Origin of the sequence: Burkholderia sp. MSMB1498, from assembly GCF_001526245.1 — a bacterium.
Classification (GTDB): domain Bacteria; phylum Pseudomonadota; class Gammaproteobacteria; order Burkholderiales; family Burkholderiaceae; genus Burkholderia; species Burkholderia savannae.
Genome location: NZ_LOYJ01000111.1, coordinates 100043 through 126242 on the forward strand (window position 1 = coordinate 100043; position 26200 = coordinate 126242).

Genomic DNA, 26200 nt, shown 5'->3' on the forward strand with positions numbered 1-26200 from the left:
TTGGGTGCCCCGGCGCACGATGCGCACGGGCAAGCTTTTAGCTTAAGGGATTCCGCGGCCGGCGCGAACGATTATTCCGTCAGATATTCATGCCTTTTCGTCATTCTTGCCGAAAGGCGTTTGACAATCCCGGAAACTTTTTCGTTCCGGATCGGCTCTCTATTGTCATTGCAAGTCGTTTACCATGCTACACAAGCGCGATCTTGCGCCGCCTGTACGCTGAGCCGCCGCGCTCGCCCGCAGGCACGGGTTTCGCTACGATGTGCGTAGGACAACCCGCCTCGGCAAGAAGGGAGTCGCAATGTCTGAAGTCAACAAGGAGAAACTGATGTCGGATATCAAAACTGTTCTCGCGGACGCGGAAGACCTGCTGAAGCAGGCCGCGAGCAGCACGGGCGACCGTGCGACCGAGCTGCGCGAGAAGGCGCTCACGCGCCTGAAGCAGGCGAAGGAGAAGGCGGCCGACGTTCAGGTGGTCGTGGTCGAAAAAGGCAAGAAGGCGGCGCGCGCCACCGACGATTACGTGCACGAGCATCCGTGGACGTCGATCGGCATCGCGGCCGGCGTCGGCGTGCTGGTCGGCCTCTTGATCAATCGCAAGTAACGCGGCGCGCCAACGCGAGAGACAGCCCCGGCGGCGCGCACGGGCGCGCCGCCGGGATTACGCGCTCCGGCCCGTCGCGGCGCCGGCCGTTCTCCGCGCGCAAGCGCTTCATCCATGACGACAGAAACCTCATCGCATCAGTCCGCGCACGGACCGCTGCGCCGCCTGCTCGGCTCCGTGTTCGCGCTCCTGCAGACCCGGCTGGAACTCGTCGGCATCGAGCTCGCCGAGGAGAAGGAGCGCCTGATGGGCGTGCTCTTCCTCGGACTCGCCGCAATGATGCTCGCGACGATGGCACTCATCAGCCTCACGGTGCTCGTCACGATCGCGTTCTGGGACACCTACCGCTGGCAGTCGCTCGCCGTCATCACCGCGCTCTACGCGCTCGGCGCGCTCTTCTGCGGACTGAAGGCGCGCTCGGGACTACGCAATGCGCCCGTCGTGTTCGAGGCGACGCTGAACGAACTGGAAAAGGACCGCGAGCTGTTCCGCGGCAAGTCGTGAACGCGCGGCCGCGCTCCTCGCCGCGCCCTTCTTCTTCTCGCCAATCTCCCGTCGACGCGCCATGAGTTACTCCGCTCCGGAACAACGATTCCGCACCGCTTCGCAGAAGCGGCACATGAGCGCGGCCCAGTACCGCGCGCTACGCAAGGAACTGCTGATCCTGCGCTCCGACGTCGAGCGCCTGGAACTCGCACAGGCGGGCGCCGAGCTGCGCCAGTCCGTCACGCATTTCAAGTGGCTGAAGTTCCTCGTGCCCGGCGTGTCGGGCGGCTCGCTCGGCAAGTCGGCGAGGAACGTGAACGCGACGCTCGGCGCGCTCGTCAGCCAGTATCCGTTGTTGAGCTCGCTCGCATCCGTCGTGCTGGCGAAGCCCATGCGGGCGCTGCTGCGGGCAAGCGCGCGCCCCGCACTCAAATGGGGTGCCGTCGGCTTCGCGGTGTGGGAGGCGTATCAGATCTGGAGGCAGGCGAAGAGCAGCGACGACTCATCCGCCCCATCCGACGCGCCGGCGCCGCGCGATCGGCGTGCGTAGCCGCAATCGGTCGAGCCTCGGGCCGAATCGCGCCTAACCCGTTCGCCAACAAGCGTCGGCGTTCGGCATATCCCGGCCGGCAGCATTCGCTCCGGCCACGCGATTCTCGCGCGTGCCGTCCGCGTGCAGCACATAGGCTCCGCAGCGGTCGTCCCGCATCGCACCATTGGCGGTCGGGCTCGCCTCCAGCGCATAACCACCACGCGCGCCGTCGAACATGATCCGCAACGCATAGACGGCGTTGTCCGAATCGGGCACCCGGTTCATTTCTTCCGGCAATGTGGCGGGCGCCCCCTCGCCGAACGCGTCGACATACTGCGCGGCGCGATACAGCGCGGCAATCGCGCTCAACCGGTTCCCGCGTTCGACATGGCCGCGATACGACGGCACCGCAAGCGCCGCCAGCACGGCCACGATCGCAAGTGCGACGATCACTTCGATCAGCGTGAAACCGCGCAAATGCGAACTGCGTTCAACATACTTCATTACCGCTTCCCTCTCCATCTATGCCGGCCGTCCCACAACCCGGCGCCAACGGCGTTCGATGCGACTGCTGTCGATCGCAACCTGCAGTTGCAGCCACTCGACCGTATCCTTCATCGCACCCACGCCACGCGCGGTCACGAGGTATGCGCGCGCGTTGGGACGACCCGGCAGCTTCCACGCTTCGATCACGCAGCTCGGCGCCTGCGCCGCGCCCGGCCATCCGGCGTATGGCCTGAACGCGCCGCCGCCGTCGAACGCGCCCGGTTGCCGCCACCCATCCGGCTCGCGTGCCGTCGTCGCATCGCCTCCCGCGGGGGCGAATGGCGCCGTACCGCTCGACAGCGCATCGGCGCACGCCTCGAGCGCGGCGTCCGCTGCGCGAAATGCAATCGCTCGACTCGCGACGTTCGTCGTGCGCCGAATTTCCGTCTTCGCAATCTCGAACCACGCGGACGACATCACGATCAACGAAGCCGTTACGGCAAGTACACCTGGCAGCGCAACACCGGGCGAGCCGCGCGTTGCGCGCTCGCGCCGCCACGCCGCTTCGCGCCGCACCGAATGGCGGCGAACGATCCGCACGCGTTTTGCCCGAAGCACGGCTGCGAAACGCATCATGCGCTTTCTCGATTGCGAACGGCAACATACCGTCGCACCGAGAACCTCGTGCGCGTGTCCTGCGCGCTCGCCGTTCGCCCTTCGCAATCGACGTAACGCACGAGTCGCCCCGTGCGCATGCCCCGCACTTGCACGCAAACGGCCACGGCGGCCACATGCGCCCAATCCGCGGCGGTCAAAGCCGACGCATCGGTCCACTGCACTGCACCGCTCAGCCGGTAGCGCAAACGCAAGCGCTCGACGCCCTCGACAAGCGGCTGTGCAATGCCGGGCCTACCACTGCCCTCGCAGTACAGCTCCGGCTCGCCCGTCGATGTGCTGACGCGCGCGTAGAAGCGATTGACGATCACCGGCTTTCCGTCGGCGGCGCCGACGCCCTGGCCGAGACAGTCCGTCGCTTGGCCGCTCGTCGTCGGCCAAGTGGAATTGCCGTCACCGACGTAGCGGACGACGAGGCCGTCGGAGCCGTTCGCGAGCGGATCGCATGCGAGTTGCCCGTCGGCTCCGACAGGCCTTCCCGCGACACAGCCGAACAGCCCCTGCACGGGCAGCGCATCGTGCGCGTCGAGCGGCACGAAGCCCGCGATCTGGATCTGCTGGGCAATCAGCGCGAGCGATGCCTGTGCAGCGTCGCGCAACCGCGCGGCCTCTGCCGCCGTTGCATAGGCGGCCCGCTGCACGCGATAGAGCGAGATCGCGGCCAGCAGGATCAGCAAGCCGAGCGCCATTGCGATCATCACCTCGATCAGCGTGTGGGCACGCCAACGCGCCGCTCGCATCATGAGCGCTCCGTCAATGCATACGCGAGCGTCACGCATTGCCTATCACCGTCACGCGAAGCCGCAACATCGCCTTCACAACGCAACGGCTCCACCGCAACCGCTCCGGAGCGTTGCCATTCGACGCGCACGCTAGCAGTGCCGGCGCCTCCGCTCGTCGCGACGAGCCTCCCGTGACGCAAACGTGACATCGACAGGTCCCAATCGACGCCCGACGGCCCGCCGGCTCGCGCCATCTCCGCCCACGAATCGGCGACGAGCATCGCCTGCTCGCGCGCCGCGGCGTCGCGTTCGCCGCGTATCGTCGCGAGAAAAGCGGCGATTACGCCAAGCGCCGCGATCGCGAGCAGCGCGCATGCGATCGCCACCTCGAGCAACGAGCTCCCGCGCATCGGCCGAAATCGCATCATGTCGACGCTCCGCAACCGCCCTCGGAAAGCCGTACGCGACCGCCTGCCGCGATCCGCAAACAGCGTCGCCAACGGTCGCCGCGCCACGCGTCAGACGCATCGCTCGGCGCGAACTCGAAACTCCGGAAGCCGCCGATCACTTGGCCCGCAGGCGGCGTAAATACGACGTCGCCGCCCGCGCCCGTCACGGCCACCTGAGCGTCGCGCACAATGCGTCGCAAGACGCGCGTTCCACGCTCGCCGTCCGCGACGGCCACGGCCCAGCCGCACGACCAGTCGGTCGCTCCGTCGTCGCACGGCCGCCCCGCCGCGATGCATCTCGCGGCAGCGTCGCTGCGGCACAGCATGACGCGCATGCCGAGCCTGACCGCCTCCCCTCGCGCATACGCGAGCGATGCGCCGAACACGCGCGCACGTGCGTCGATCCGGTCGCGCATGCGCGCGCCGGCGAACGTTGGCGCGGCCAACGTCGCAACAAGTGCAACCAGCACGAGCACGACCATCAATTCGACGAGCATGAAACCCGCCGTCGCTCGCCCGCAACCTTCCGCTCGCATCGCCCGCTCCGTGAATCCGATGCGCCGACTCTACCGGGGCCGACGAACGGGCGCCATCTGCCGAATGGCCGAGTCGCACATTGCGGCCGGACGCACGACAATCGCCCTGACGAGCACGAACACCGCGTGCTACGCGGGAGAAACGTATGGAATGGGAAACGAGACGGAAAACGGAATGCGCGAGCTCAGCGCTTGCGCGGCGGCTTCGCGGGCGCCGTGCGGCGGAATTCCTCGATCACGTCCGCGAACTCGGACACGTCTTCGAACCGGCGGTAGACGGACGCGAAACGCACATAGGCGATCGTGTCGAGCTGGCGCAACTCGTTCATCACGAGTTCGCCGAGCTTTTCGCTGCGTATTTCGCGCTCGCCGGACGCGAGCAGCTGATATTCGATTCGGGCAACCGCCGCATCGATCGCATCGGCCGCAACCGGGCGCTTGCGCAGCGCCAATTGCATGCTCGCGACGATCTTGCGACGGTCGAATTCGGTGCGGCTGCCGTCCTTCTTCACGACGGCCGGCAACGCCAGCTCGACCCGCTCGTACGTCGTGAAACGCTTGTCGCAGGCCGAGCAGCGGCGACGCCGGCGGATCGCGGCGCCGTCTTCCGACACGCGCGAATCCACCACTTGCGTATCGTCGTGCCGGCAGAACGGGCAGCGCATGGCCGATCAGCGATAGACCGGGAAACGCTTCGCGAGGTCGGCGACCTGCACGCGCACGCGCTCGATCGTCGCCGCGTCCTCCGGATTCTCGAGCACATCGGCGATCAGGTTGCCGACGAGTTCGGCTTCCTGCGTGCCGAAGCCGCGCGTCGTCATCGCCGGCGAGCCGAGGCGGATGCCGCTCGTCACGAACGGCTTTTCCGGATCGTTCGGGATCGCGTTCTTGTTGACGGTGATGTGCGCATTGCCGAGCGCCGCTTCCGCCGCCTTGCCGGTAATGTTCTTCGCACGCAGGTCGACGAGCATCACGTGGCTCTCGGTGCGCCCCGACACGATGCGCAGACCGCGCTTGACGAGCGTCTCGGCCAGCACGCGCGCGTTCTCGACCACCTTCTGCTGGTATTCCTTGAATTCCGGCGACAGCGCTTCCTTGAACGCGACCGCCTTCGCGGCGATCACGTGCATCAGCGGACCGCCCTGAATGCCCGGGAAGATCGCCGAATTGATCGGCTTCTCGTACTCGGCCTTCATCAGGATCACGCCGCCGCGCGGGCCGCGCAGGCTCTTGTGGGTCGTGGTCGTGACGAAATCGGCGTGCGGCACCGGGTTCGGGTAGACGCCCGCAGCGATCAGGCCCGCGTAGTGCGCCATGTCGACCATCAGGTACGCGCCGACCGCCTTCGCGATCTTCGCGAGACGCTCGAAATCGATCTTCAGCGCGAACGCCGACGCGCCCGCGACGATCAACTTCGGCTTGTGCTCGTGCGCGAGCTTCTCGGCGGCTTCGTAATCGATGTCTTCGTTTTCGTTCAGGCCGTAGCTGACGACGTTGAACCACTTGCCCGACATGTTGACGGGGGAGCCGTGCGTCAGGTGGCCGCCGTGCGCGAGGCTCATGCCCATGATCGTGTCGCCCGGCTTGAGCATCGCGAAGAACACGCCCTGGTTCGCCTGCGAACCCGAATTAGGCTGCACGTTCGCGGCTTCGGCGCCGAACAGCGCCTTCACGCGCTCGATCGCGAGCTGCTCGACGATATCGACGTATTCGCAGCCGCCGTAGTAGCGCTTGCCGGGATAGCCTTCCGCGTACTTGTTCGTGAGCTGCGAGCCTTGCGCCGCCATCACGGCCGGGCTCGTGTAGTTTTCCGACGCAATCAGCTCGATGTGCTCTTCCTGGCGGACGTTTTCCTGCTGGATCGCTTGCCAGATCTCGGGATCGACGTTCGCAATGGTGCTTTGGGCTCTGTCAAACATACGGTTTCCGTTAAGTGTGTACAGGTTGACCGAAGTGGCCGAATGCGTCGCGCAGCCGGCGGCGCAGCCGGCTCGACGTGGCGGAGGATTCCGTGGAACGCGAGGCAGGACAGCCACCGGCAAAGCGCGCAACGCGGCGCACAACGGCTGCCCAGGCGAACGGCAAAAGCGACGCCCTGCGCTTCACGGTGGGACGCTCCACCTTGACCTCGAAAGGCCTTATCGCCAGTCACGCAGGGACATTGAGCGCGTTAGTTTATTGGATGCGCCATGAATAGGCAACCGCGCCCGGCGCCGCCCAACCATATTAAGGGACAAATCTATCGCGCATCCGGCCGGGCATTCCCGGGAATGCGTCGCGGGCGAGCGCCGCCGCGCCTTGCCGCACCGCCGCGATGCCAGTAGGCTAGCGAGTTCTCCCCAGCAAGCCTCGTTCAAGGAGCAGCAGCAATGATCGTGTTCGTCACCGGCGCGTCGGCAGGTTTCGGTGCCGCCATCGCCCGCGCCTTCGTCAATGGCGGCCACCGCGTCGTCGCCACCGCGCGCCGCAAGGACCGCCTCGACGCGCTCGCCGCCGAGCTCGGCGGCGCCCTGTTGCCGATCGAACTCGACGTGCGCGACCGCGCGGCCGTCGAAGCCGTGCCGGCCGCGCTGCCCGCGGAATTCGCCGCGATCGATGTCCTCGTCAACAATGCGGGCCTCGCGCTAGGCGTCGAGCCGGCGCACAGAGCCAGCCTCGACGAATGGCAGACGATGATCGACACCAACTGCTCGGGCCTCGTCACGGTCACGCGCACGCTGCTGCCCGGCATGGTCGAGCGCGGCCGCGGCCACATCTTCAACCTTGGCTCCGTCGCGGGCAGCTATCCGTACCCGGGCGGCAACGTCTACGGCGCGACCAAGGCGTTCGTACGCCAGTTCAGCCTGAACCTGCGCGCCGACCTGATCGGCACGCCGCTGCGCGTCACCGATATCGAGCCGGGTCTCTGCGGCGGCACCGAGTTTTCGAACGTGCGCTACCGCGGCGACGACACGAAAGCCGCGAGCGTCTATGCGAACGTCCAGCCGCTCACCGCCGAGGACATCGCGGACACGATCTATTGGGTCGCCACCCGCCCCGCGCACGTGAACATCAACACGATCGAGATGATGCCCGTCGCGCAGGCGCCCGCCGGACTGACCGTCCATCGCGGCTGAGCCCGCTCCCCGCCGGACCGCCCGCGCAGCCTGCCGGGCGGCCCCGCAAAAGGCAACATTCCGTTACGAATCAGGGAAATCGCGAACGTCCGTTCCGGTAGAATGCGCGCCATGACTGAACCCAGCCGACAGCCCGACGCGGCGCCCGACTTCGCGTGGCCGGTCCGCGTCTACTACGAAGATACCGACGCCGGCGGCGTGGTCTACTACGCGAACTACCTGAAGTTCTTCGAGCGCGCGCGCACCGAGTGGCTGCGCGCGTGCGGCATCGACCAGAGCCGGATCGCCGACGAAACGGACACGATCTTCATCGTCCGCCGCGCGGAGCTGGACTACCGCGCCCCTGCGCGGCTCGACGACGCGCTCGGAATCGTCTGCAAAATCTCGCGGCTCGGCCGCGCGACGGTGGAATTCGAACAGCAGGCGTGGCGAGACGGCACGCTGCTCGTCGCCGCGGACGTGCGAATCGGCTGCGTCGACCGCTCGACGTTCAAGCCGGCCGCCATCCCGCCCTCCGTTCGCGTCGCGCTCGAGCGTGGACCGTCCGCAAGCGGCCGGCGAGCCGTGTCAACGGCGTGCGCGTGAGTGCCGTTTAGACTGAGCCGATGAACTCGACCCCGTGATCCGCCACTAAGCAAGGTTCGGCGAAAAGCTTCCGGCGATGCGCCGCCGGCGCGTGGCGCGCTCGGTCGAGCATCTTGCCGAACGCCGCCGGAGCGCGCCGGCCGGGCGTACCTGGCCAGGCCTCCCCGAAGGGACGTTACACAAATCTCTATGAACACTTCTCAAGACCTGTCGATCATTTCCCTCGTCCTCAACGCGAGCGTGCTCGCCCAGGCGGTGATGGGGCTCCTCCTCGTCCTGTCGCTGATGTCGTGGACGTTCATCTTCCGCAAGTGGTTCGCGATCCGCCGCGCCCGCGCGCAAACCGAACGCTTCGAGCGCGATTTCTGGTCGGGCGGCGACCTGCAGGCGCTGTACCAGAGCGCCGCGAACAACCGTCATACGATCGGCGCGCTCGAGCGGATCTTCGAATCTGGGATGCGTGAATTCCTGAAGGCGAAGGAGAAGCGCCTGAACGACCCCGCGCTGCTCCTGGATGGCGCGCGGCGCGCAATGCGCGCATCATTCCAGCGTGAAATGGACGTGCTCGAGTCGAACCTGTCGTTCCTCGCGTCCGTCGGCTCGGTGAGCCCGTACATCGGTCTGTTCGGCACGGTCTGGGGGATCATGAACTCGTTCCGCGGCCTCGCGAACGTTCAGCAGGCGACGCTCGCGAACGTCGCGCCGGGCATCGCCGAAGCGCTCGTCGCGACCGCGATCGGCCTGTTCGCCGCGATTCCCGCCGTCGTCGCGTACAACCGCTACGCACACGACATCGACCGCCTCGCGATCCGCTTCGAAACGTTCATCGAAGAATTCTCGAACATCCTGCAGCGCCAGGCGCAATAAGGAGCACGCGATGGCCGGCACCCCCATTCGTTCCAGCATGCGCGGCGGCCGCTCGCGCCGCTCGATGGCCGACATCAACGTCGTGCCCTACATCGACGTGATGCTCGTGCTGCTCGTCATCTTCATGGTGACTGCGCCCCTCGTCGCGCCGTCGATCGTCAATCTGCCGACCGTCGGCAACGCCGCGCCCCAGGAGCAGACGCCGCCCGTCGTCGTCAACATCCGCGCCGACGGCAAGATCAGCGTGCGCTACAAGGGCGAGTCGGGCGCGTCGCAGGAAGACACGGTGACGAAGGCCGAACTCGACAGCTTCATCGCGTCGCGCCAGGCCGACCACCCGGATCAGCCGGTCGTGATCGCGGCCGACAAGACGGTTCAATATGACGCCGTGATGACCGTGATGTCCGATTTGAAGGCGCGCGGCGTGAAGCGCGTCGGTCTCCTCGTCAAGTCGCAATGAAGCCTCGCCAGTCGCGCACCGCCGCCTATCCGCCTCGGCCGCCGCGCGAGCGCGGCACAGGCCGCGCGTTCCTGCTTGCCGCGCTGATGCACGTGCTGCTCGCGCTCTTTCTGTACCACGGCGTCCAATGGCAGAACAGCACGCCGGCGGGCGCGGAAGCGGAGCTGTGGACGTCGGTGCCGGACACGTCGACGCCGCAGCCCGCGCCTATGCCGCCCGCGAAAGTCGCCCCTCCTCCGCCGCCCGTGAAGAACGAGGAGGCGGACATCGCATTGCAGCAGAAACGGCGCGAGCAGCAGGCCGCGGCCGCGCGCGAAGCGCAGCTCGAGGAGCAACGCCGCCAGCAGCAGCTGAAGGCGCAGCAACTCGCCGCGCAGCAGGCTGCCCAGCTCGCCGCACAAAAGGCTGCCGAGCGCGAGAAGCAGACCGAGAAGCTCAGGCAACAGCAGCTCGCCGAGCAGCAGCGCAAACTCGAACAGCAAAAGCTCGAGCAACAGAAGCTCGAACAGCAGAAAAAACAGGAACAACTCGCCGCGCAGAAGAAGGCCGAGGCCGAGAAAACGGCGAAGGCCGCCGCGGCCGCCAAGGCGAACGCCTCCGCGAAGGCGAAGCTCGACAAGGAGCGCCAGGCCCGCCTCGCGCAGTTGCAAGGCATGGCGGGCGGCGGCTCGGGCGGCGGCGAAGGCCTCGCGAAGAGCGGCACGGGCACGGGCTCGGGCGGCAATGCGGCGTCGCCCGGCTATGCGGACAAGGTTCGCCGGCGCGTGAAACCGAACATCGTGTGGGCGGGTGAGCGCGACGGTCTCGTGACCGTCGTCGCGATCCGCTGCACGCCGTCGGGCGACGTGCTCAGCGCGTCGATCCGCCGGTCGAGCGGAAATTCGGGGTGGGATCAGGCGGTGATCAGCGCGATCCAGGCGTCGGTGCCGTTGCCGCCCGATACCAACGGTCGTACCCCGTCCGAGATTACGATTACCTTCAAGGCGGCGGAATGAGCGCGTTTGCGCGTACACTCCCGCCGTCGCGCCGGGAACGAATCGGGTATTTTTGAGTCTCTGCGGTTGCGCAGCGTACATACGGGAACAGGAAGCATGAGTTTGATGACGAAGCTAGGTTTCAGGGCACTCGTGGCCTCGTGTCTGATTGCCGCGGGCAGCACCGCCCACGCGCAGGTGAACGTACTGATCACGGGCGTCGGCTCCACCCAGTTTCCGATCGCCACCGCGAATTTCGTCAATGAAGCGAGCCTGCCGCAGCAGGTCACGTCGATCGTGCGCGCCGACCTCGCGAGAAGCGGCAAGTTCTCCAACGTCGACGCGGGCAGCACGCCCGTGCCGGAGACGGCGTCGGTCGATTTCGGCGCGTGGAAGGCGAAAGGCGCGAATGCGTTCGTCGCGGGCAGCGTGAACCGCGAGCCGAGCGGCCAGTACAAGGTCAACTTCATCCTCTACGACACCGTCAAGCAGCAAAGCCTCGGCGGCCTGTCGCTCACGACGTCGAACGACAACGAGGGGATGCGCAAGACGGGCCACAAGATCGCCGACTACATCTACCAGAAGCTGCTCGGCGTGCGCGGCGTCTTCAACACGCGCCTGTCGTACGTGCAGCGCACGGGCAACGTCTACAAGCTGCTGATCTCCGATTCGGACGGCCAGAACGCGATCCCCGCGCTGACGAGCAAGGAGCCGATCATCTCGCCCGCGTGGTCGCCGAGCGGGACGAAGGTCGCGTACGTGTCGTTCGAGTTGAAGAAGCCGGTCGTGTACATCCATGATCTGCCGACGGGCCGCCGCTACGTGATCTCGAACCAGAAAGGCAACAACAGCGCGCCCGCGTGGTCGCCCGACGGCCAGACGCTCGCCGTTGCGCTGTCGCTCACGGGCAACACGCAGATTTATTCCGTCAGCGCGACGGGCACCGGGCTGCGCCGCCTGACGCGCAGCGGCTCGATCGACACCGAGCCGTTCTACTCCCCCGACGGCAAGTGGATCTATTTCACGAGCGATCGCGGCGGCGCGCCGCAAATCTACCGGATGCCCGCCGAAGGCGAGAGCGCCGGCACCGCTCAGCGCGTGACGTTTACCGGCAGCTACAATACGAGTCCGCGCGTCAGCCCGGACGGCAAGCTGCTCGCGTACATCTCGCGCACCGGCGGGGGCTTCAAGTTGTACGTTCAAGATCTGCAAACGGGTGCGGCGAACGCCGTCACCAACACGACGCGCGACGAATCGCCGAGCTTCGCGGCGAACGGCCAGTACATTCTGTACGCTACGCAATCGGGGGGCCGCAGCGTGCTGGCTGCCGTTCCGTCCGACGGCAGCGCGCCGCCGCAGATCTTGTCCGTTCAGGGCGGCGCGATTCGCGAGCCGTCCTGGGGGCCCTTCATGCAATGACCAACAGGAGAGTAACCATGATGTCGAAGAAACTTCGTCTGGCGTTCGCGGTGCTGATGATCGGCGCGCTCGCCGCATGTAAGTCGGGCGTGAAGCTCGACGAGCACGCGAACCAGGGCGGCGCGGTCAGCACGCAGCCGAACCCCGAAAACGTCGCGCAAGTGACCGTGGACCCGCTGAACGATCCGAACAGCCCGCTCGCGAAGCGCAGCGTCTACTTCGATTTCGACAGCTACTCGGTGCAGGACCAGTACCAGTCGCTGCTGCAGCAACACGCGCAATACCTGAAGAGCCATCCGCAGCGCCACATCCTGATCCAGGGCAACACCGACGAGCGCGGCACGAGCGAGTACAACCTCGCGCTCGGCCAGAAGCGCGCGGAAGCCGTGCGTCGCGCGCTGTCGCTGCTCGGCGTCGCGGATTCGCAGATGGAAGCCGTGAGCCTCGGCAAGGAAAAGCCGGTCGCGCTCGGCCACGACGAAGCGTCGTGGGCGCAGAACCGCCGCGCAGACCTCGTCTATCAACAGTAAGTAACGGAAGAATCGCTGTATGACGCACCGTCCTTCTTGGCTGCGCACGGCCGTCGCGCTGTGCGTGGCAGGTGCGGCCCTCGCGGCCGCGCCGGCGCACGCGGGCCTCTTCGACGACGACGAAGCCCGCCGTGCGGTGCTCGACTTGCGCAGCAAGTCCGACAGCCTGGCGAGCCAGCTCGCCGCCGCTCAACGCACGATCCTCGATCAGACGAACCGCCTCGACCAATTGAACCAGCAGGTCGCGACGCTACGCGGCGAGAACGAGGATCTGACGAACCGTCTGACAACGCTCGAGCGTCAGCAGAAGGATTACTACGCTGATCTCGATACGCGCCTCAAGAAATTCGAGCCGCAGAAGACGACGGTGGACGGCGTCGAGGGCACGGTGCAGCCAGGGGAAACGGACGCGTTCAACGCAGCGTCGCAGCAATTCCGCAACGGCAACTTCAAGGGCGCAGCGGCTTCGTTCCGCGCGTTCATCGCCAAATATCCGCAAAGCCCCTATCAGCCGACCGCGCAGTACTGGCTCGGCAACGCACAGTACGCGCTGCGCGATTACAAGGGATCGACGGCGACGTGGCAAGGCCTCGTGAAGAACTATCCGCAGCATCCCCGCGCGGCGGATGCGCTGATCGCGATCGGCACCAACCAGCTCGAGCAAGGCCAGAAGGCGGCCGCGAAGAAGACGTTCGAGCAGGTCGTGTCGCAGTTCCCCGGCTCGAACGCGGCGGAAACGGCGCAGAGCAAGCTGGATGCGATCAAGTGACGGCGAACGGCGCGGCCAATCGGCGAGTTGACAAGCTCACGAGGCGGCCGCTATAATTTTGCCTCTTTTGGGTCGTTAGCTCAGCTGGTAGAGCAGCGGACTTTTAATCCGTTGGTCACTGGTTCGAATCCAGTACGGCCTACCAAAGACATCAAGGGCTTGGCGTTCGCGCCAGGCCCTTTTCGCATCTGCGGCAAGTCGAATTTCGGCGGCGACGATGAAGTCGACGTACTTGGCTTCGTTCGTTACGCGCTCATCGCACTGCGTCGCGTCGCACCGCGTCGCATCACTCGGCGCGACAATCCCCCACCCGGCCATCCCGCCACCCGAGCGCATCCTCGTGCGTCCGGTTTGCGCTCAGCGCTCGAAGTACGCCCGCGCGCCGCCAGCGCACGTTCCATTCACGTCGACGACAACGGTTCAAGAATTGCCTTTCGGCCTTGCGCCGTCAGGCAGCCTCAACGGATGCGCGCGCCGTCGCCTCGATTCACTTCGGCGGCAGGCAGCGGCACGCCGAAGCAACACGCGCCACCGAACGAGAAATGCACAGCTTTCGCACGCCGGACAGTTACACTCGAACGAAGCCCCCTTCCCGCGCAACCAACCCGCCGTTTCCGCTCACATCGTCTCGGCCGCAAACGTCGCCCAGCGTATGATGCACGCAGCCGCGGCCAGCGCTAATGCAATCAGCCCGCCTTCGATCAAGGCTACGCCGATCCAAACGAATCGATTCACATTCATGAGCCCCCCATGGCGTGACTGCCGTTCGGTCGTTGCGCGGGCGCCTACGCGGCGGCCCGCCCATCGACGCGACGCGATTCGATTTCAGTCGATCAATGCGAACAATGCGAATTGCGCGCCGACGGATTCACGCGCTTCTCGACGGCTGAACGCCCGCCGCCTTGCCGATGTTGCCGCGCGCATTGACCAATGCGACGCCGATCAACGTGACGCCGCCGCCCAATAGCGTGATCAACAGAGGCTTTTCGCCAAGCCAGATCCAGCTGATCAGAATCGAAAGCGGTGGAGACAGATACAGAAAACTCGTGACTTGCGATGCAGGCGCGCGCCGCAGCGCGAAATTCCACGCGATGTATCCGACGAACGTCGGCGCGATACCGAGCCACGCCAACGCGGCGAGGCGTGCATGCGACGCGTCGCCGATCGCGGCGGCGAGATGCGGCGCGCCGAACGGCACGGCGGCAATGGTCGCCGCGGCGAACGCAGTCGCCGTCACGCCGAGCGATCCCACGCGAGCGAGAATCGGCTTGAGTCCGACCGTATAGAGCGCGAGGCCCGCAACGCTGACGAGCACCCACAGCGCGGCCGGCTCCATCCTGAAGCCCTGCCCGCTCGTGACGACGACCAACGCTACGCCCACGAGCGCGATCGCGAAGCCCGTCGCCTTGATCAGGCTGATCGACTCGCGCAGCCAGATCGCGGACAGCAGCGCGGTCGCCCCCGGCGACAGCGCGATGAGCATCGCCGCCGTGCCGCTCGGAATGCGCGTCTCCGCGTAGGCAAGACAAAGGTGATAGACCGTCAATCCGAGAATGCCGAGCACGGCGATTTTCGGCAGATCCCGCGCGGCCGGCAACGAGAAGCGCTTGACGGCCCATAACGCCGCAAAACTGATCGAAGCGACCAACAATCGCGAAAATGCGATCTCGCTAGGCGTAAATGCGCCCAGACAGTATGCAATAGCGGCATACGACGAAGACCACGTCAACAATGCAATGCCGATAGCCGAAAAGGCCCGACCGTCCAGGCGTCCGTTTATTTCCATCAGTTCGGTGTCCCCTTGATGCGACGAGTGAAATTCTTTTATATATCGATGCCGTTTCGGTGAATGATGCGCCCCCCGATACGCCGAAGCAGCGTGCGCGTCACGCCCAACTGGAAAGCGCCCGCTCGAGATCGTCGATATCCGACATCGCGTTCGTGCAATGCGCGGACAACCGAATGGCCGAATCGAAACCGCGCGCACCCAGATAAAGCGGCGTATGACCGCCCGCGATTTTCCACGCATTGATCCGATGCGATCTTAAATGATTAACGACTTCGATGGGCGTCCGATCTCGATGCACGAAACTCACGATTCCGCTGTGAACCGATCCCGGATGAAGCAACGCCACGTCGTCCCGATCAGCGAGCCGCTCGCAAAGCGCCGCGTAGATCTGCCGCGCCGGGTCGAGATCCCGGCCGCGCGCCTCGTCGACGGCGACCTTCAGGCCCATCAACGCCGCCAAGTGCATTTCGCTCAGCTCGAGCCGACGCGCGCTATCGTCGTGCAACCGGTGCCGATCGCACGCCAGCACTTCCGCCGCGTGCAGGTCGATCGGATGTTCGCCCAATCGATCGAGCCAGCGCTGCGACACGATTGCAAAGCCGGTGCCCCGCGGGCCGCGCAGAAACTTGCGGCCCGCGGCCGTCAGCAGGTCGCAGCCGATTCGCTGGAAATCGGTGTCGAGCTGACCAGCGGACTGGCACGCATCGACCGCGTAAAGCGCGTGCGGACTCGCGCCGCGAAGGATGCGCCCGATCCGCTCGACCGGCAGCACGATGCCGCAACCCGACGGAACGTGGACCACGCTCGCGAGGCACAGCGCGTCGTCCGCGTGCGCTTCGATCCATTCCAGGTCGAGATCGCCGTTCTCGAGCAGCGGCACGACCTCCATTTCGAGCGCATGCCGCGCGCACAGCATCTGCAACGCGAGCAGATTGCCCGCGTATTCGTACGGCGTGGTCCACACCTTGCCGCGGCCGCGCCATCCGGTGATGGCATTCACGCACGTCAGCCACGCCCGCGTGCCGCTGTCGAAGAGCGCGACGTTCCTGCTCGACGGCGCGTTCAGCAGCCACGCCAGACCGGTTCGCACCGCATCGAGCGCCTCGGCGTGCATGCGTTCCGCCTCATATGCACCGTGCTCGAATTCAGCGTTCAAATAGGCTGTCATCGCGCGAATCACCGCCGGCGACGCGAGCCCCGCGCCCGCTGTATTGAAGTGAATCGGGCGCATCTCAGTATTCGCCGCCGAACACGATGCGCGACGGATCTTGGATGTCCGCCAGCGCCAGCAGGACGGTTTCCGGCGCTTCGGCAAGGCGATGAAGGAAATGCAGATACCAGTTGTCGCCGAACGTGCCGTAGACGCGGCAATTCACACCGTCGCGGCGAAGATCGCGCAGCCTGCCCGGTTGCACGCCGTGCAGCATCTCGATTTCCGCATCGCCGCCGAGCAGGCCGTCGCGCATCAGACGCTCGATGAGCGCCGGGTCCTGCGTCGCGAAACTGCGGTCGACGCCGGCGTCCGCCATGCGGCGCGCCAATTCGACGTAGCGGTCGTTCAGTGCGGAAGAGCGCGGCAGCGCCCGCTCCGGCGCTTCGTCGTACACGCCCTTGACGAGCCTGATCTTGCGCCCGGCCCGCAGCACCGCGTCGAGGTCGCCGGCCGTGCGGTGCAAATACGCCTGCAGCGTGATGCCGACGTTCGCATGCGACGCGGCGAGCTGATGGAACACCGACAGAATATCGTCGACCATCGGAAAACGCTCCATGCTGAGCGTCACGAACACGCCCCTTTCGCCCGCCGCGCCGGCGATGCGGTCCGTCACCTCGCAGGCGAGATCGCGCGCGATCAGCAAGCCGACGTTGCTCAGATCGAAATTGAGCTCCGTTCGCCGCCCCAGGCCGCCATGCGGCAGCAGATCGATCAACCGCCGATACTGCGCTTCGACGCGCCGGACCTCCTCGCGATCCGTGACGTTTTCGCCGACGCATTCGAGACCGACTTCGTATCCTTTCCCGGCCAGCACGCGCATCCGCTCGACGGCGGTGCCGGCGTCGCCGGCCACGATGTAGCGGCTCGCCGGCACTTGCAGCCATTCGCGCAACGCAGATCCTTCACGAAAACGCTGCGCATACTGCGGATTCGCGGCGAACCCCTTCAATGCGGCTGCGGCGAGCATCGTGATTTCGTCGTTCATTCAGGCACCTTGGCGGGAAGCTACGGGAAAATCGAGGGGAGCGGAAACGCGGATCTCGTCGAGAATCGACCGCATGACGGACATTCGTCCGGACGGCGCGGTGAAAATGCCGCCCGACGTCCGATTGGCCGCCGCATAAGCGCAATCGCCGAGCAGGATCGTATGCGCGCGCCGAAGATTCCAGAACGGAATACCCGCGAGCAAATGATGAACGAGGTGGTAATTGTCGCCGTGCATGCCGATGAAAGCGCGCTCGAGCAGGGCGGGGAAGCGGTTTCGGGTAATCGTCAGCGTGCTTCGAGTCGTGCGAATGACCGGAAAATGCTCGGAAATTTCGGAAAACAAGCCAATGATCTGGAATGTCGTAATGATCGGAACGATCCAGAAAAGAACATAACCGAGCAGGCCCACCGTGACGAAGAATGCCATAAAGATGGCCGCCTGCGTCAACACCAATCCCATCAGTTCTTTTTTTTCACGCGAAATCTCACCGAGCCGGTTCGTCATCAAATATTTCAGATAGCTGCCGATATTGAAAAGCAGGATCGTCTTGACGATGAATCGCATGACGAAATCGAGGCGATCGCGCACGTCGAACAAACCGCTCTCGATGTAGTGGATGTAATCGGGATCGCGGTTCGCGTCGCCGAGAAACGTGTGATGGTCGAGCACGTGCGATTTCACGTAAGCCCGATGGCTTTGGAAGATCGGGTAACCGGCAAGCCAGCGCCCGAAAAAATTGTTCAGCGTGCGGTTGCGCGTGAATGTCTTGTGGCAGGACTCGTGCAGCAGGGAGGCGAGCGCCCGCTGCCGCGACCCGATCACGAGCAGCGCAAGCGGATAGCACCACATCGACCAATATGTCGCATAGACCGCCGCCGCGATGCAGAGATAATCGCTCGCCAGCTCCAGCGGGCCGCGCCAGTTATTCAGGGCGAATAACGGCTTCAAGCGTTCGCGAATTTCCTTTGAGAACACATGCTTTTCTATCATGGACGTTCCTATTTTTAAGTGCTTCTTCTAGGCGCTTCCCAATGACACATGCGCACGATCGAAAACCGACTTCCTTTCAAATGTCATTCATAAATCAAACAAACATCAATCGCGAATATTACATATTAAATGGCGCTGATTAAACGACAAATTAGTCGATATCCACGTGAACTTTCGTCTGATGGACGACCGGCTTCGACATTCCGACGAAAATAGCGTCGACACGGTGAATATTCGTAGTCGGAACTGCAATCGAAGTGCGGGTGACGCGCCGCCATGAGAAGACGATTGGGATGCGTGCGCGTGGCCGCCCCCTCTGCCGAAGAGCGGAGTTTGGCCGAAGGCCCGTGGCGGCATGCAGCCGGTCCGCGATGATGGGATTCGCGACGCGGATCGCTCGTCGCCTCAGGTGTGCGCGGCACATCGGGCAACGACGTCGCGAGTTGCCGGGCAGCGTGATCTGCGTCGTTCGAGCGCGTGGTCATGCGCATCGCGAAAGCCGGGGGCGCTTAGCGAAAATATCGAGGTGGCTGCAACGGCTTCGTCCGCAGCCGGCACAAAGTCGCCCAGCGATCGCGACGGTTCAGCGGAGCCCACTGTCAACGCACGCCAAGCGCAATAGACGTCTTGCCATCCGGCACGAGCGCGCCTACGCGGCGACGAACCGTGAAGACGCTCAACGACGCCCCAGCGCGGGCTCAGCGTGCCCTTTCCGCCGTGAATCGCCTCATGCCCGCCCGGGCATCGCGTCGAGGCGAAATTGACAAACGAGCTCTGCGCCGTAAGCGAGCCGTTCGAGTTGAGCCGGCGTCATCGCGACGAGACGAGTCGCCAGTTCGTTCGAGATGCCAAGCATCGTCCGAGCGCGGCCGGCGTCCTCGCACAACAAGCGCCGCGCGAGCCTAAGATACCGCTGGTTGAATTCCGCGATCTCGTCGAACGCGTCTCTCTCGTCTTCCATGACCGCCCCGTTTCGATGAAGAACGCGCGCATCCGCGAACGTTCTCGCCGACACGCTTCACCTGCCCGATGCGCGTCCGCAAGCAAAGGCTAATGGATGCGCGCCGCGCCCGTCCGACAAAATCCGGCCGCGTTCCGCCAAATGACGGTCCGCACGCACGTGCGCGACGCAGTCGGCTTGCAGCCGAACGCCGCGAGCGCCGCACGAAGACGTCGTCCGCGCGGTTCTCGCCGCGCGTCGACACGCGCATTGCAATCGACTTGCAGTCCCCATCGGCCATTTGCTACGCACAATCGGACAGAACGATAGGCGCGTTCGCCCGTCCGCCTTCATACTCGCCCCCGGTCAGCCGCTCCCCCCGGGCGGCGAACCTTCCGATCACTCGGAATTGGCCTGCCTGCACGCGCCGTTGCAGGCGGGCATTTTTTCTCCCGCGTCGAATCCGACGCGACGCGACGCGACGCGACGCGCTCGCGCCCGTGATCGCGCCCGTGATCGCGCCCGGCGTCATCTCGCATCCGCATCGCAAACTCCGTCGTCATTCGCGGCGCGTCTATTCGCAAGCCGCTGCCGCCGCCACCGTGCTTGATCGAATCGACATCGTCAGAAGTCTGTCCGATTAGACCTATATTTAGCGCAACCAAACAATTCAAACGGCCCTACCATCGTATTACTGCGCCCGCATCGCCGATGTCGTTCGCTTCGAGAACGCATCGCCGGCTCGCGCGCAAACGTTCAACGTCTTCGAAGGAAGGTTCGACGCCCGATGCTGAAAGTCACAAAAGCCGTATTTCCCGTTGCCGGCCTCGGCACCCGCTTTCTGCCCGCGACGAAAGCGAGTCCGAAGGAAATGTTGCCGGTCGTCGACAAACCCCTGATCCAGTATGCGGTCGAGGAAGCGATCGCCGCCGGCATCACCGAAATGATCTTCGTGACGGGGCGCAGCAAGCGCGCGATCGAAGATCACTTCGACAAGTCGTACGAGATCGAGGCGGAGCTCGAAGCGCGCGGCAAGGAGAAACTGCTGTCGCTCGTGCGCGGCATCAAGCCTCGTCACGTCGACTGCTTCTACGTGCGCCAGGCCGAAGCGCTCGGCCTCGGCCATGCGGTGCTGTGCGCGGAGAAGCTCGTCGGCGACAGCCCGTTCGCCGTCGTGCTCGCGGATGACCTGCTCGACGGCCGCCCGCCCGTGCTGCGGCAGATGATCGACGTGTTCAATCACTATCACACGTCGGTCGTCGGCGTGGAAGAGATCGCACCGCACGATTCGAAATCGTACGGCGTGATCGACGGCAAGCGCTGGGAGGACAATCTCTTCAAGCTGGCCGGCATCGTCGAGAAGCCGGAACCCGCGGCGGCGCCATCGAACTTCGGCGTCGTCGGCCGCTACGTGCTGACGCCGCGCATCTTCGACCATCTGCGCGCGCTCGAGCCGGGCGCGGGCGGAGAACTGCAATTGACCGACGCGCTACAGTCGCTGCTGAAGGACGAGCAGGTGCTCGCGCATCGCTACGACGGCACGCGCTTCGATTGCGGCAGCAAGATCGGCTATCTGAAGGCGACGGTCGAGTTTGCGCTGCGCCACCCGGAAGTCGCAATCGGCTTCGAACAGTATCTGAGCGAGCGCTTTCCGGAGCTCGTCGTGGCGTAACGCGTCGCGTACACCATGCGCGAGCGGCACATGCGAGCGCGACGACACGCGGCAGGGGCCGCTCGCGGCCGGCACGGCACGCAATGCGCGCCCGACACGCCGTGACGCTCGACGGGCGATTCACGGCACGATGGACGAGCCGACTTGGCGGCCGACTCCGCCATCGGTGCCGACGTCACCGAACATCCGAGGCGCGGCGGAAATTTCGTACGGATCTCGAAATATCCGGCTTGCCCTGCAAACGCTTCTACTTCTTGAACACGCCGACGACGCCCTCATCGTCGAATACGAGCAGCGCGTTGATGCGTCGCGCCTCCATCATCAGCAACGCATCCTCGACGCGCGTGCCGAGCGGCACCATTGCCGGATCGATCGACATCAGATCCGACGCGACGCGGCGGAACAACGCGTCGCCATGCGTTTCGATCGCACGCCTCACGTCTCCGTCGGTGATGATTCCAAAGCCCGATTCGCGCCGCACGATCGCGAGCCCAAGCCGGCCTCTCGTCATCGCTTGCAGCACGTCGATCGCCTGTTCGTCTTCGTCGACGAACGGCAGATCGCCGGCCGCCATTTCGTCATCGACCTTCGACAGCAGGCGTCGCCCAAGCGAGCCGCCCGGATGGAAGCGCGCGAAGTTCTCGGGCCGAAAGCCGCGCGCCCTCATCAGCGTGACGGCGAGCGCGTCGCCCATCGCGAGCGCCGCGGTGGTCGACGACGTCGGCGCGAGCTGAAGCGGACACGCCTCCTGCTCGACGCCGACGTCGAGATGGCTGTGCGCCGCTTTCGCGAGCGTCGATCGCGCATTGCCCGTCATCGCGACGAGATAGTTGCGGTTGCTTTTCAAGAACGGAATCAGCTTGATCACTTCGTCGGTCTCGCCCGAATACGAGATCGCGAGAAACGTGTCGGCCGACGTCACCATGCCGAGATCGCCGTGATACGCCTCGCCGGGATGCATGAAGAAGCTCGGCGTGCCGGTGCTCGCGAGCGTCGCCGCGATCTTTCGCCCGATGATCCCGGATTTGCCCATGCCGCAGACGACCACGCGGCCGCTCGAATGCAGGATCGCTTCCACCGCGTCGCCAAACGCTTCGTCGACGCGCTCGGAAAGGCCTGCGAGCGCGCGCGATTCGATGTCGAAGACTTGCCGCGCGGAATCAAGATAGTTGTGATGGTTCATCGAAGAGCCGTGAAAGGCGATGAAAAATGTTGTTGGTTCTCGTCATGCGCGGCTCGCGCGCGAGCCGCGTGCAGTCCGATCGCACGGCAATGTCACGCGTGCCGAGATCATTGGACGACGTGATGCCGCATCCATTGATCGAGCAGCGGGCGATACGCTTCGTCGAGCGACAACCCGGAACGCACCAGCACATGTTCCGCCACTTCGCGCGCGACGCCGTCGCCGCCCGCGCGCGACACGACGTGGTCGACGCGCCGCTTGACGAGCGCGTGCGCGTCGGCGGGTGCGTACGAAACACCCACCGAATCGATCACGGGCAAATCGTTCACGTCGTCGCCGACATACGCGATCGAATCATCGGCGAGCGACCGCTCCGATTTGATGCGCGCGTAGCCGGCGCGCTTGTCGTCGCATCCCGATACGAACACGTCGAAGCCGAGCTGTTGCGCACGCCATGCGAGCGGCGCGCTGTGACGGCCCGACAGGATGCCGCTGCGAATGCCGTGCGCACGCAGAAGCGCGACGGCGATGCCGTCCTTCGCATGAAAGCTCTTCATGAACTCGCCGTCGCCCGTCACGTGCAGCCGGCCGTCGGTCAGCACGCCGTCGGCGTCGAACAGCACGAGCCGGATCGCGCCGCGATACGCGGGCGCGCTCATCGGATCTCGAGCGCGGGCATGCGCTTGACGAGATCGTCGATCGCCTTCACTTGCGACAGGAAGCCTTCGAGCAAATGCAACGGCAGCGCGCTCGGCCCGTCGCAGCGCGCGTGATCCGGATCGGGATGCGCTTCGAGAAAGAGCCCGGCGATGCCCACCGCCATGCCCGCGCGCGCGAGATCGACCACTTGCCGCCGCCGCCCGCCCGACGCGTCGCCGAGCGGATCGCGGCATTGAAGGCTGTGCGTGACATCGAAGATCACCGGGCAACCCGTCGTCTCGGCCATCTGCCTGAAGCCGAGCATGTCGACGACGAGATTGTCGTAGCCGAACGAACTGCCGCGCTCGCACAGAATCACCTGATCGTTGCCGGCCTCGCGGCATTTCGAGGCCACGTGCTTCAACTGCGTCGGGCTCATGAACTGCGGCTTCTTCACGTTCACCGGCTTGCCCGTCTTCGCGATCGCGACGACGAGATCAGTCTGGCGCGCGAGGAACGCGGGCACCTGCAGCACGTCCGCGACCTCGGCGACCGGCGCGGCCTGCTCGATCTCATGAATGTCGGTGATCACCGGCATGCCGAAGCGCGCCTTCACCTCCGCGAAGATCTTCAGGCCCTCGTCTAGCCCGACGCCGCGATACGAATGAATCGACGAGCGGTTCGCCTTGTCGAACGACGCCTTGAACACGAACGGAATGCCGAGCTTGCGCGTCACCGCGACGTATTCGCTGCACACGTCGAGCGTGAAATCGAGACTCTCGAGCACGTTGAGCCCGCCGAACAGCACGAAGGGCAGGTCGTTGCCGGCTGTCACGCCGGGGCTGATTGCTACGTTCATAGATCAACTCTCCCAATGGACCGCCCCGTGCCGTGCGCTGCGCTCCGATTCCGCGCGGCGGGCCCGCATGAGGGGCGGCGAATCCTCAAGACGCGCGCACGAGCCGCGACGCGTACACCGGCGCAAGCTGCCGGAAAAAACGTTCTTCGCCGAAGCGCTCGCGCGCTTCCTGCCGCGCGGCCGCCGCGAGGCGCGCGCGCAGCGCCGGATCGCGGTCAATCGATGCGAGCAGTTCGACCGCATCGCCGGCGTCGCGAAATATCGCGCCAGTTTGCAGGTGCCGTATGACGTCGACATTTCCCGCGCATGCGGACGCGACGACAGGCAGGCCGAGCAGCATCGCCTCGATGACCGACACGGGCATGCCTTCCCACGACGACGTCGACAAATATACGTCGACACAGCGCAATCGTGCGACGACTTCCGCGCGACCGAGCCAGCCGGCGACTTCGACGCCTGCGTCGCGCAGTTCCGCCTTGAGTGCCGCGTCGCCGTCGCCGATCCAGGCGAAGCGCAGGCGCGAGCCGCGCAGGCGGCGTGCGATCTCGGCGAACAGCCGCGGATTCTTCTGCGCACGAATGCCGCCGACCGTCACGACCCGCAACGTCGAACCGCACACGCCGGCCGAATCGGCTGCCGCAGGCGACGGCATCGCGCCGACTGCGTTCTCGACCACGACAACCGGCTGCCGCAAATGCGCGCGGACCGCGTCGCGTTCACTGTCGGAGCAAGCGATGTACAGGCATCGCTTCACGCACGCGATTCGCTCGAGCGCGACGAACGCCGATCGCTTGAGCGCGGAAATGTCGCGGCGCATGAACGAGATGCAGTGCGGGCTATAGAAGAACGCCGCATCCGGCAACGCGAACAGCGACGCGATTCTTCCGAGGAATCCCGCAAACGACGAATGCAGGTGCACGACGTCCGGCCTGATGCCGATCAGCGTGCGCCGCAGTTCCAGCAACACCGGCAGCGGCGGCACGCCCTTCATCTGGATGTGGCGCAGCTTGACCGTTGCGTCGAACAGCGTTTGAAGATTCGCGGGCGTATCGGGCCGGATCGAATAGACGACGTGCACGTCGTGCCCCTCGCGCGCGAGGCGATTCGCGATCAGGCACACCATCGACAACGTGCCCGTCGCGCTCGATTCGAGGATCTGCACGATCTTCATCCGCGTGCGGCCGTTGTCCGTTGCGCCCTTCTCCGGCGGCGTCGCAACCCGCCGCGGCCGTGCGGTGTCGATCGTCATCGCACGCTCCGCATCGAAGCGATCGCATCGAGATGCTCGGTGACGCCCGATTGCGAAATCACGGCCGTCCATCCGAGCCACTTCATCCATGCGGGCTCGTTGCGCGGCACGCGCAGTCGCGCGAGCGGCAGCAGCTCGTCGAATATCGATGCGCCGGTGACGTGCGAACGGATGCCGAGCGTCCGCGTCGCATCGACGTTCGACGGCGCGTCGTTGCAGACGATCTTCTTGCCGAGCGCCGCGTATTCGAGCAGCTTCGTCGGCGTCTGGAAACAGTGCGGCCGGTGATACGGGAAATAGCAAACCGCATACTCGGAGCGCTGCACGATCTTGAGCGCATCGCGCTGCGGCACACGTCCGACGAACTGGATGCCGGCGACGTGCCCGAACGTTTCGTGAATCTCCCGCTCCGGCTCGCCGACGAGCACGAGCGTGTCGCGCGCCGTGCGCGGCGCGTCGCGATACGCGGCCAGCACCCTGTGGAAGCCGCGCTCGCGGCTCATCTCGCCGATATAGCAGAACCGGCCCGCCGGGCCCTCGCCCGCCGGTTCGTTCGCGATCCCGAAGATCCAGTCCGGCACGCCCATCGGCAGCAGCAGCGACGGTATTTCGTCGCGAAACGCCATTGCGCCGCGCATCCGCTCGTTCTGAAAGATCCGCAGATCCGGCTTCGCATTCAACGCGCGCTTGAGCGCGTCCTTGACTGCCGCGAGCCGGCCGACCGACAGCGATCGGTAATCGTGAATCACGAATCGAGCGGGCGGCAGCGACCGGTAGAAGCCCATGATGCACCACAGGATGCAGTTGCTTCGGTCGCCGAACCGCGCGTAGGCGCTCGCGTCGCCATCGTGGACGTCGAAGCCGCGCTGGCCGAGAAAATCCCGGTACGCGGCGATTTCCGGGTAGTTCGCTTTCCCCGGATGGAGGATGAATACCTTCATGCTGCGCTCTTCTCCTTCTCGAGCACGCGCGCCGGCACGCCCACCGCGACGCCGCCGTCCGGCACGTCCCGCAGCAGCACGGCGCCTGCGCCGATGCGCGCGCGGTTGCCGATCCGAATCTCGCCGAGCGCGATGCTGTGCGCGCCGAATTCGACGTCGTCGCCGATGAACGGCACGCCGCTGTAGGTGCCGTCCGGCCGCAGCGTGTTGCCGATCGTCACGCCGTGCCGCAGCACGCAACGCTCGCCGATCTCGCAATAGCCGTTGATGACGAGCCCCGTGCCGTGATACAGCGTGAGGCCCTTGCCGATCTTCGTCTTGACCGGAATCTCGATGCCCATGATCCAGTCGCAGACGACGATGTAGAGCGCGATCGCCGGCGCGCCGAGCGCAAGCGTCAGCTTGCTGCGGCACGCGAGATAGTTCGCGATCCGGAAGAACACGACGACGCAGCGCGTCTTGAAGAACGCATTGCGGCGGCAATCCTCGGCGATCGCGACGATCGTCTGCTTCAGCGTCGTGCGCAT

The 26200-nt window shown here is 65.3% G+C and carries 30 protein-coding genes, 1 tRNA gene and 1 riboswitch; of the genes, 13 read left to right on the forward strand and 18 right to left on the reverse strand.

What is annotated here, in order from left to right:
• The first annotated feature begins 301 nt into the window (after window positions 1-301).
• From WS91_RS25465 to WS91_RS25475, 3 genes are all read left to right on the forward strand, one after another.
• Window positions 302-604, forward strand: a complete 303-nt coding sequence (locus tag WS91_RS25465; protein ID WP_038753396.1) for a DUF883 family protein — start codon at window positions 302-304, stop codon at window positions 602-604.
• Between the two features lie 114 nt (window positions 605-718).
• Window positions 719-1108 (forward strand): phage holin family protein, encoded by a 390-nt coding sequence (locus WS91_RS25470; protein WP_038753395.1) that lies wholly within the window; start codon window positions 719-721, stop codon window positions 1106-1108.
• Between the two features lie 115 nt (window positions 1109-1223).
• Window positions 1224-1640: a DUF3318 domain-containing protein gene (locus tag WS91_RS25475; RefSeq protein WP_038753394.1), complete on the forward strand. Its 417-nt coding sequence runs from the start codon at window positions 1224-1226 to the stop codon at window positions 1638-1640.
• A 33-nt stretch (window positions 1641-1673) separates the two neighbouring features.
• Here WS91_RS25475 and WS91_RS25480 read toward each other — a convergent pair whose 3' ends face one another.
• From WS91_RS25480 to glyA, 7 genes are all read right to left on the reverse strand, one after another.
• Window positions 1674-2126 carry a type IV pilin protein gene (locus WS91_RS25480; RefSeq protein WP_059583514.1) on the reverse strand — a complete coding sequence of 151 codons (453 nt, stop codon included), beginning with the start codon at window positions 2124-2126 and terminating at the stop codon, window positions 1674-1676.
• 18 nt (window positions 2127-2144) lie between these two features.
• A complete protein-coding gene (locus WS91_RS25485; protein ID WP_059671260.1) occupies window positions 2145-2744 on the reverse strand; it encodes a pilus assembly protein in 600 nt (199 codons plus the stop codon).
• Window positions 2741-3526, reverse strand: coding sequence for a type IV pilus assembly protein (locus WS91_RS25490; protein WP_059671261.1), 786 nt, complete (start codon window positions 3524-3526; stop codon window positions 2741-2743). Before WS91_RS25490 ends, WS91_RS25485 begins: the two co-directional genes overlap by 4 nt.
• A complete protein-coding gene (locus WS91_RS37620; protein ID WP_081990026.1) occupies window positions 3523-3933 on the reverse strand; it encodes a type IV pilus modification PilV family protein in 411 nt (136 codons plus the stop codon). Before WS91_RS37620 ends, WS91_RS25490 begins: the two co-directional genes overlap by 4 nt.
• Window positions 3930-4490, reverse strand: a complete 561-nt coding sequence (locus WS91_RS25500) for a GspH/FimT family protein (RefSeq protein WP_038753390.1) — start codon at window positions 4488-4490, stop codon at window positions 3930-3932. Before WS91_RS25500 ends, WS91_RS37620 begins: the two co-directional genes overlap by 4 nt.
• Before the next feature lie 185 nt (window positions 4491-4675).
• Window positions 4676-5155, reverse strand: a complete 480-nt coding sequence (gene nrdR / locus WS91_RS25505) for a transcriptional regulator NrdR (protein WP_038753389.1) — start codon at window positions 5153-5155, stop codon at window positions 4676-4678.
• 6 nt (window positions 5156-5161) lie between these two features.
• Window positions 5162-6409, reverse strand: a complete 1248-nt coding sequence (gene glyA / locus WS91_RS25510) for a serine hydroxymethyltransferase (RefSeq protein WP_059671262.1) — start codon at window positions 6407-6409, stop codon at window positions 5162-5164.
• Between the two features lie 142 nt (window positions 6410-6551).
• Window positions 6552-6652: riboswitch (ZMP/ZTP riboswitch) on the reverse strand.
• A 207-nt stretch (window positions 6653-6859) separates the two neighbouring features.
• Here glyA and WS91_RS25515 point away from each other — a divergent pair.
• From WS91_RS25515 to WS91_RS25555, 9 genes are all read left to right on the forward strand, one after another.
• A complete protein-coding gene (locus WS91_RS25515; RefSeq protein ID WP_038753386.1) occupies window positions 6860-7606 on the forward strand; it encodes an SDR family NAD(P)-dependent oxidoreductase in 747 nt (248 codons plus the stop codon).
• Window positions 7607-7708: 102 nt separating this feature from the next.
• The gene (gene ybgC, locus WS91_RS25520; RefSeq protein WP_038753385.1) at window positions 7709-8191 is read left to right on the forward strand and encodes a tol-pal system-associated acyl-CoA thioesterase; all 483 of its coding nucleotides are present in this window, start codon (window positions 7709-7711) and stop codon (window positions 8189-8191) included.
• Window positions 8192-8380: 189 nt separating this feature from the next.
• Window positions 8381-9058 carry a protein TolQ gene (gene tolQ, locus WS91_RS25525; RefSeq protein WP_006025431.1) on the forward strand — a complete coding sequence of 226 codons (678 nt, stop codon included), beginning with the start codon at window positions 8381-8383 and terminating at the stop codon, window positions 9056-9058.
• A gap of 10 nt (window positions 9059-9068) precedes the next feature.
• A complete protein-coding gene (gene tolR, locus WS91_RS25530) occupies window positions 9069-9518 on the forward strand; it encodes a protein TolR (protein WP_038753384.1) in 450 nt (149 codons plus the stop codon).
• On the forward strand, window positions 9515-10513 hold the full coding sequence (tolA, locus tag WS91_RS25535) for a cell envelope integrity protein TolA (RefSeq protein WP_059671263.1): 999 nt from the start codon (window positions 9515-9517) through the stop codon (window positions 10511-10513). Before tolR ends, tolA begins: the two co-directional genes overlap by 4 nt.
• A gap of 96 nt (window positions 10514-10609) precedes the next feature.
• Window positions 10610-11911 (forward strand): Tol-Pal system beta propeller repeat protein TolB, encoded by a 1302-nt coding sequence (gene tolB / locus WS91_RS25540; protein ID WP_038753382.1) that lies wholly within the window; start codon window positions 10610-10612, stop codon window positions 11909-11911.
• Window positions 11912-11928: 17 nt separating this feature from the next.
• Window positions 11929-12441, forward strand: coding sequence for a peptidoglycan-associated lipoprotein Pal (gene pal, locus WS91_RS25545; protein WP_038753381.1), 513 nt, complete (start codon window positions 11929-11931; stop codon window positions 12439-12441).
• A 19-nt stretch (window positions 12442-12460) separates the two neighbouring features.
• A complete protein-coding gene (gene ybgF, locus WS91_RS25550) occupies window positions 12461-13210 on the forward strand; it encodes a tol-pal system protein YbgF (protein WP_038753380.1) in 750 nt (249 codons plus the stop codon).
• A 69-nt stretch (window positions 13211-13279) separates the two neighbouring features.
• A tRNA-Lys gene (locus WS91_RS25555) sits at window positions 13280-13355 on the forward strand.
• Window positions 13356-14078: 723 nt separating this feature from the next.
• On the opposite strand, the gene WS91_RS25560 is transcribed toward WS91_RS25555, so the two are convergent.
• From WS91_RS25560 to WS91_RS25580, 5 genes are all read right to left on the reverse strand, one after another.
• Window positions 14079-14996: a DMT family transporter gene (locus tag WS91_RS25560; RefSeq protein WP_059583508.1), complete on the reverse strand. Its 918-nt coding sequence runs from the start codon at window positions 14994-14996 to the stop codon at window positions 14079-14081.
• A gap of 100 nt (window positions 14997-15096) precedes the next feature.
• Entirely contained in the window at window positions 15097-16230 is a 1134-nt protein-coding gene (locus WS91_RS25565) for an aminotransferase class V-fold PLP-dependent enzyme (RefSeq protein ID WP_038753378.1), read from the reverse strand.
• Window position 16231: 1 nt separating this feature from the next.
• Complete coding sequence (locus WS91_RS25570) at window positions 16232-17197, reverse strand: proline dehydrogenase family protein (protein WP_059583501.1); 966 nt, start codon at window positions 17195-17197, stop codon at window positions 16232-16234.
• Entirely contained in the window at window positions 17198-18190 is a 993-nt protein-coding gene (gene gntB, locus WS91_RS25575) for a guanitoxin biosynthesis L-arginine gamma (S) hydroxylase (RefSeq protein WP_059671264.1), read from the reverse strand.
• Between the two features lie 727 nt (window positions 18191-18917).
• Window positions 18918-19151 carry a flagellar transcriptional regulator FlhD gene (locus WS91_RS25580; protein ID WP_038753375.1) on the reverse strand — a complete coding sequence of 78 codons (234 nt, stop codon included), beginning with the start codon at window positions 19149-19151 and terminating at the stop codon, window positions 18918-18920.
• Window positions 19152-19917: 766 nt separating this feature from the next.
• Between WS91_RS25580 and galU the strand changes: the two genes are divergently transcribed.
• Window positions 19918-20802 carry a UTP--glucose-1-phosphate uridylyltransferase GalU gene (gene galU, locus WS91_RS25585; protein WP_038753374.1) on the forward strand — a complete coding sequence of 295 codons (885 nt, stop codon included), beginning with the start codon at window positions 19918-19920 and terminating at the stop codon, window positions 20800-20802.
• Between the two features lie 247 nt (window positions 20803-21049).
• On the opposite strand, the gene WS91_RS25590 is transcribed toward galU, so the two are convergent.
• The 6 genes from WS91_RS25590 to WS91_RS25615 form a co-directional block, all read right to left on the reverse strand.
• Window positions 21050-21985, reverse strand: coding sequence for a KpsF/GutQ family sugar-phosphate isomerase (locus tag WS91_RS25590; protein WP_038753373.1), 936 nt, complete (start codon window positions 21983-21985; stop codon window positions 21050-21052).
• 107 nt (window positions 21986-22092) lie between these two features.
• The gene (locus WS91_RS25595) at window positions 22093-22644 is read right to left on the reverse strand and encodes a KdsC family phosphatase (protein ID WP_038753372.1); all 552 of its coding nucleotides are present in this window, start codon (window positions 22642-22644) and stop codon (window positions 22093-22095) included.
• Window positions 22641-23483, reverse strand: coding sequence for a 3-deoxy-8-phosphooctulonate synthase (kdsA, locus tag WS91_RS25600; protein ID WP_059671265.1), 843 nt, complete (start codon window positions 23481-23483; stop codon window positions 22641-22643). Before kdsA ends, WS91_RS25595 begins: the two co-directional genes overlap by 4 nt.
• Window positions 23484-23568: 85 nt before the next feature.
• Window positions 23569-24732, reverse strand: coding sequence for a glycosyltransferase (locus tag WS91_RS25605; RefSeq protein ID WP_038753370.1), 1164 nt, complete (start codon window positions 24730-24732; stop codon window positions 23569-23571).
• On the reverse strand, window positions 24729-25673 hold the full coding sequence (locus WS91_RS25610; protein WP_059646178.1) for a glycosyltransferase: 945 nt from the start codon (window positions 25671-25673) through the stop codon (window positions 24729-24731). Before WS91_RS25610 ends, WS91_RS25605 begins: the two co-directional genes overlap by 4 nt.
• A complete protein-coding gene (locus tag WS91_RS25615; RefSeq protein ID WP_059671266.1) occupies window positions 25670-26200 on the reverse strand; it encodes a serine O-acetyltransferase in 531 nt (176 codons plus the stop codon). Before WS91_RS25615 ends, WS91_RS25610 begins: the two co-directional genes overlap by 4 nt.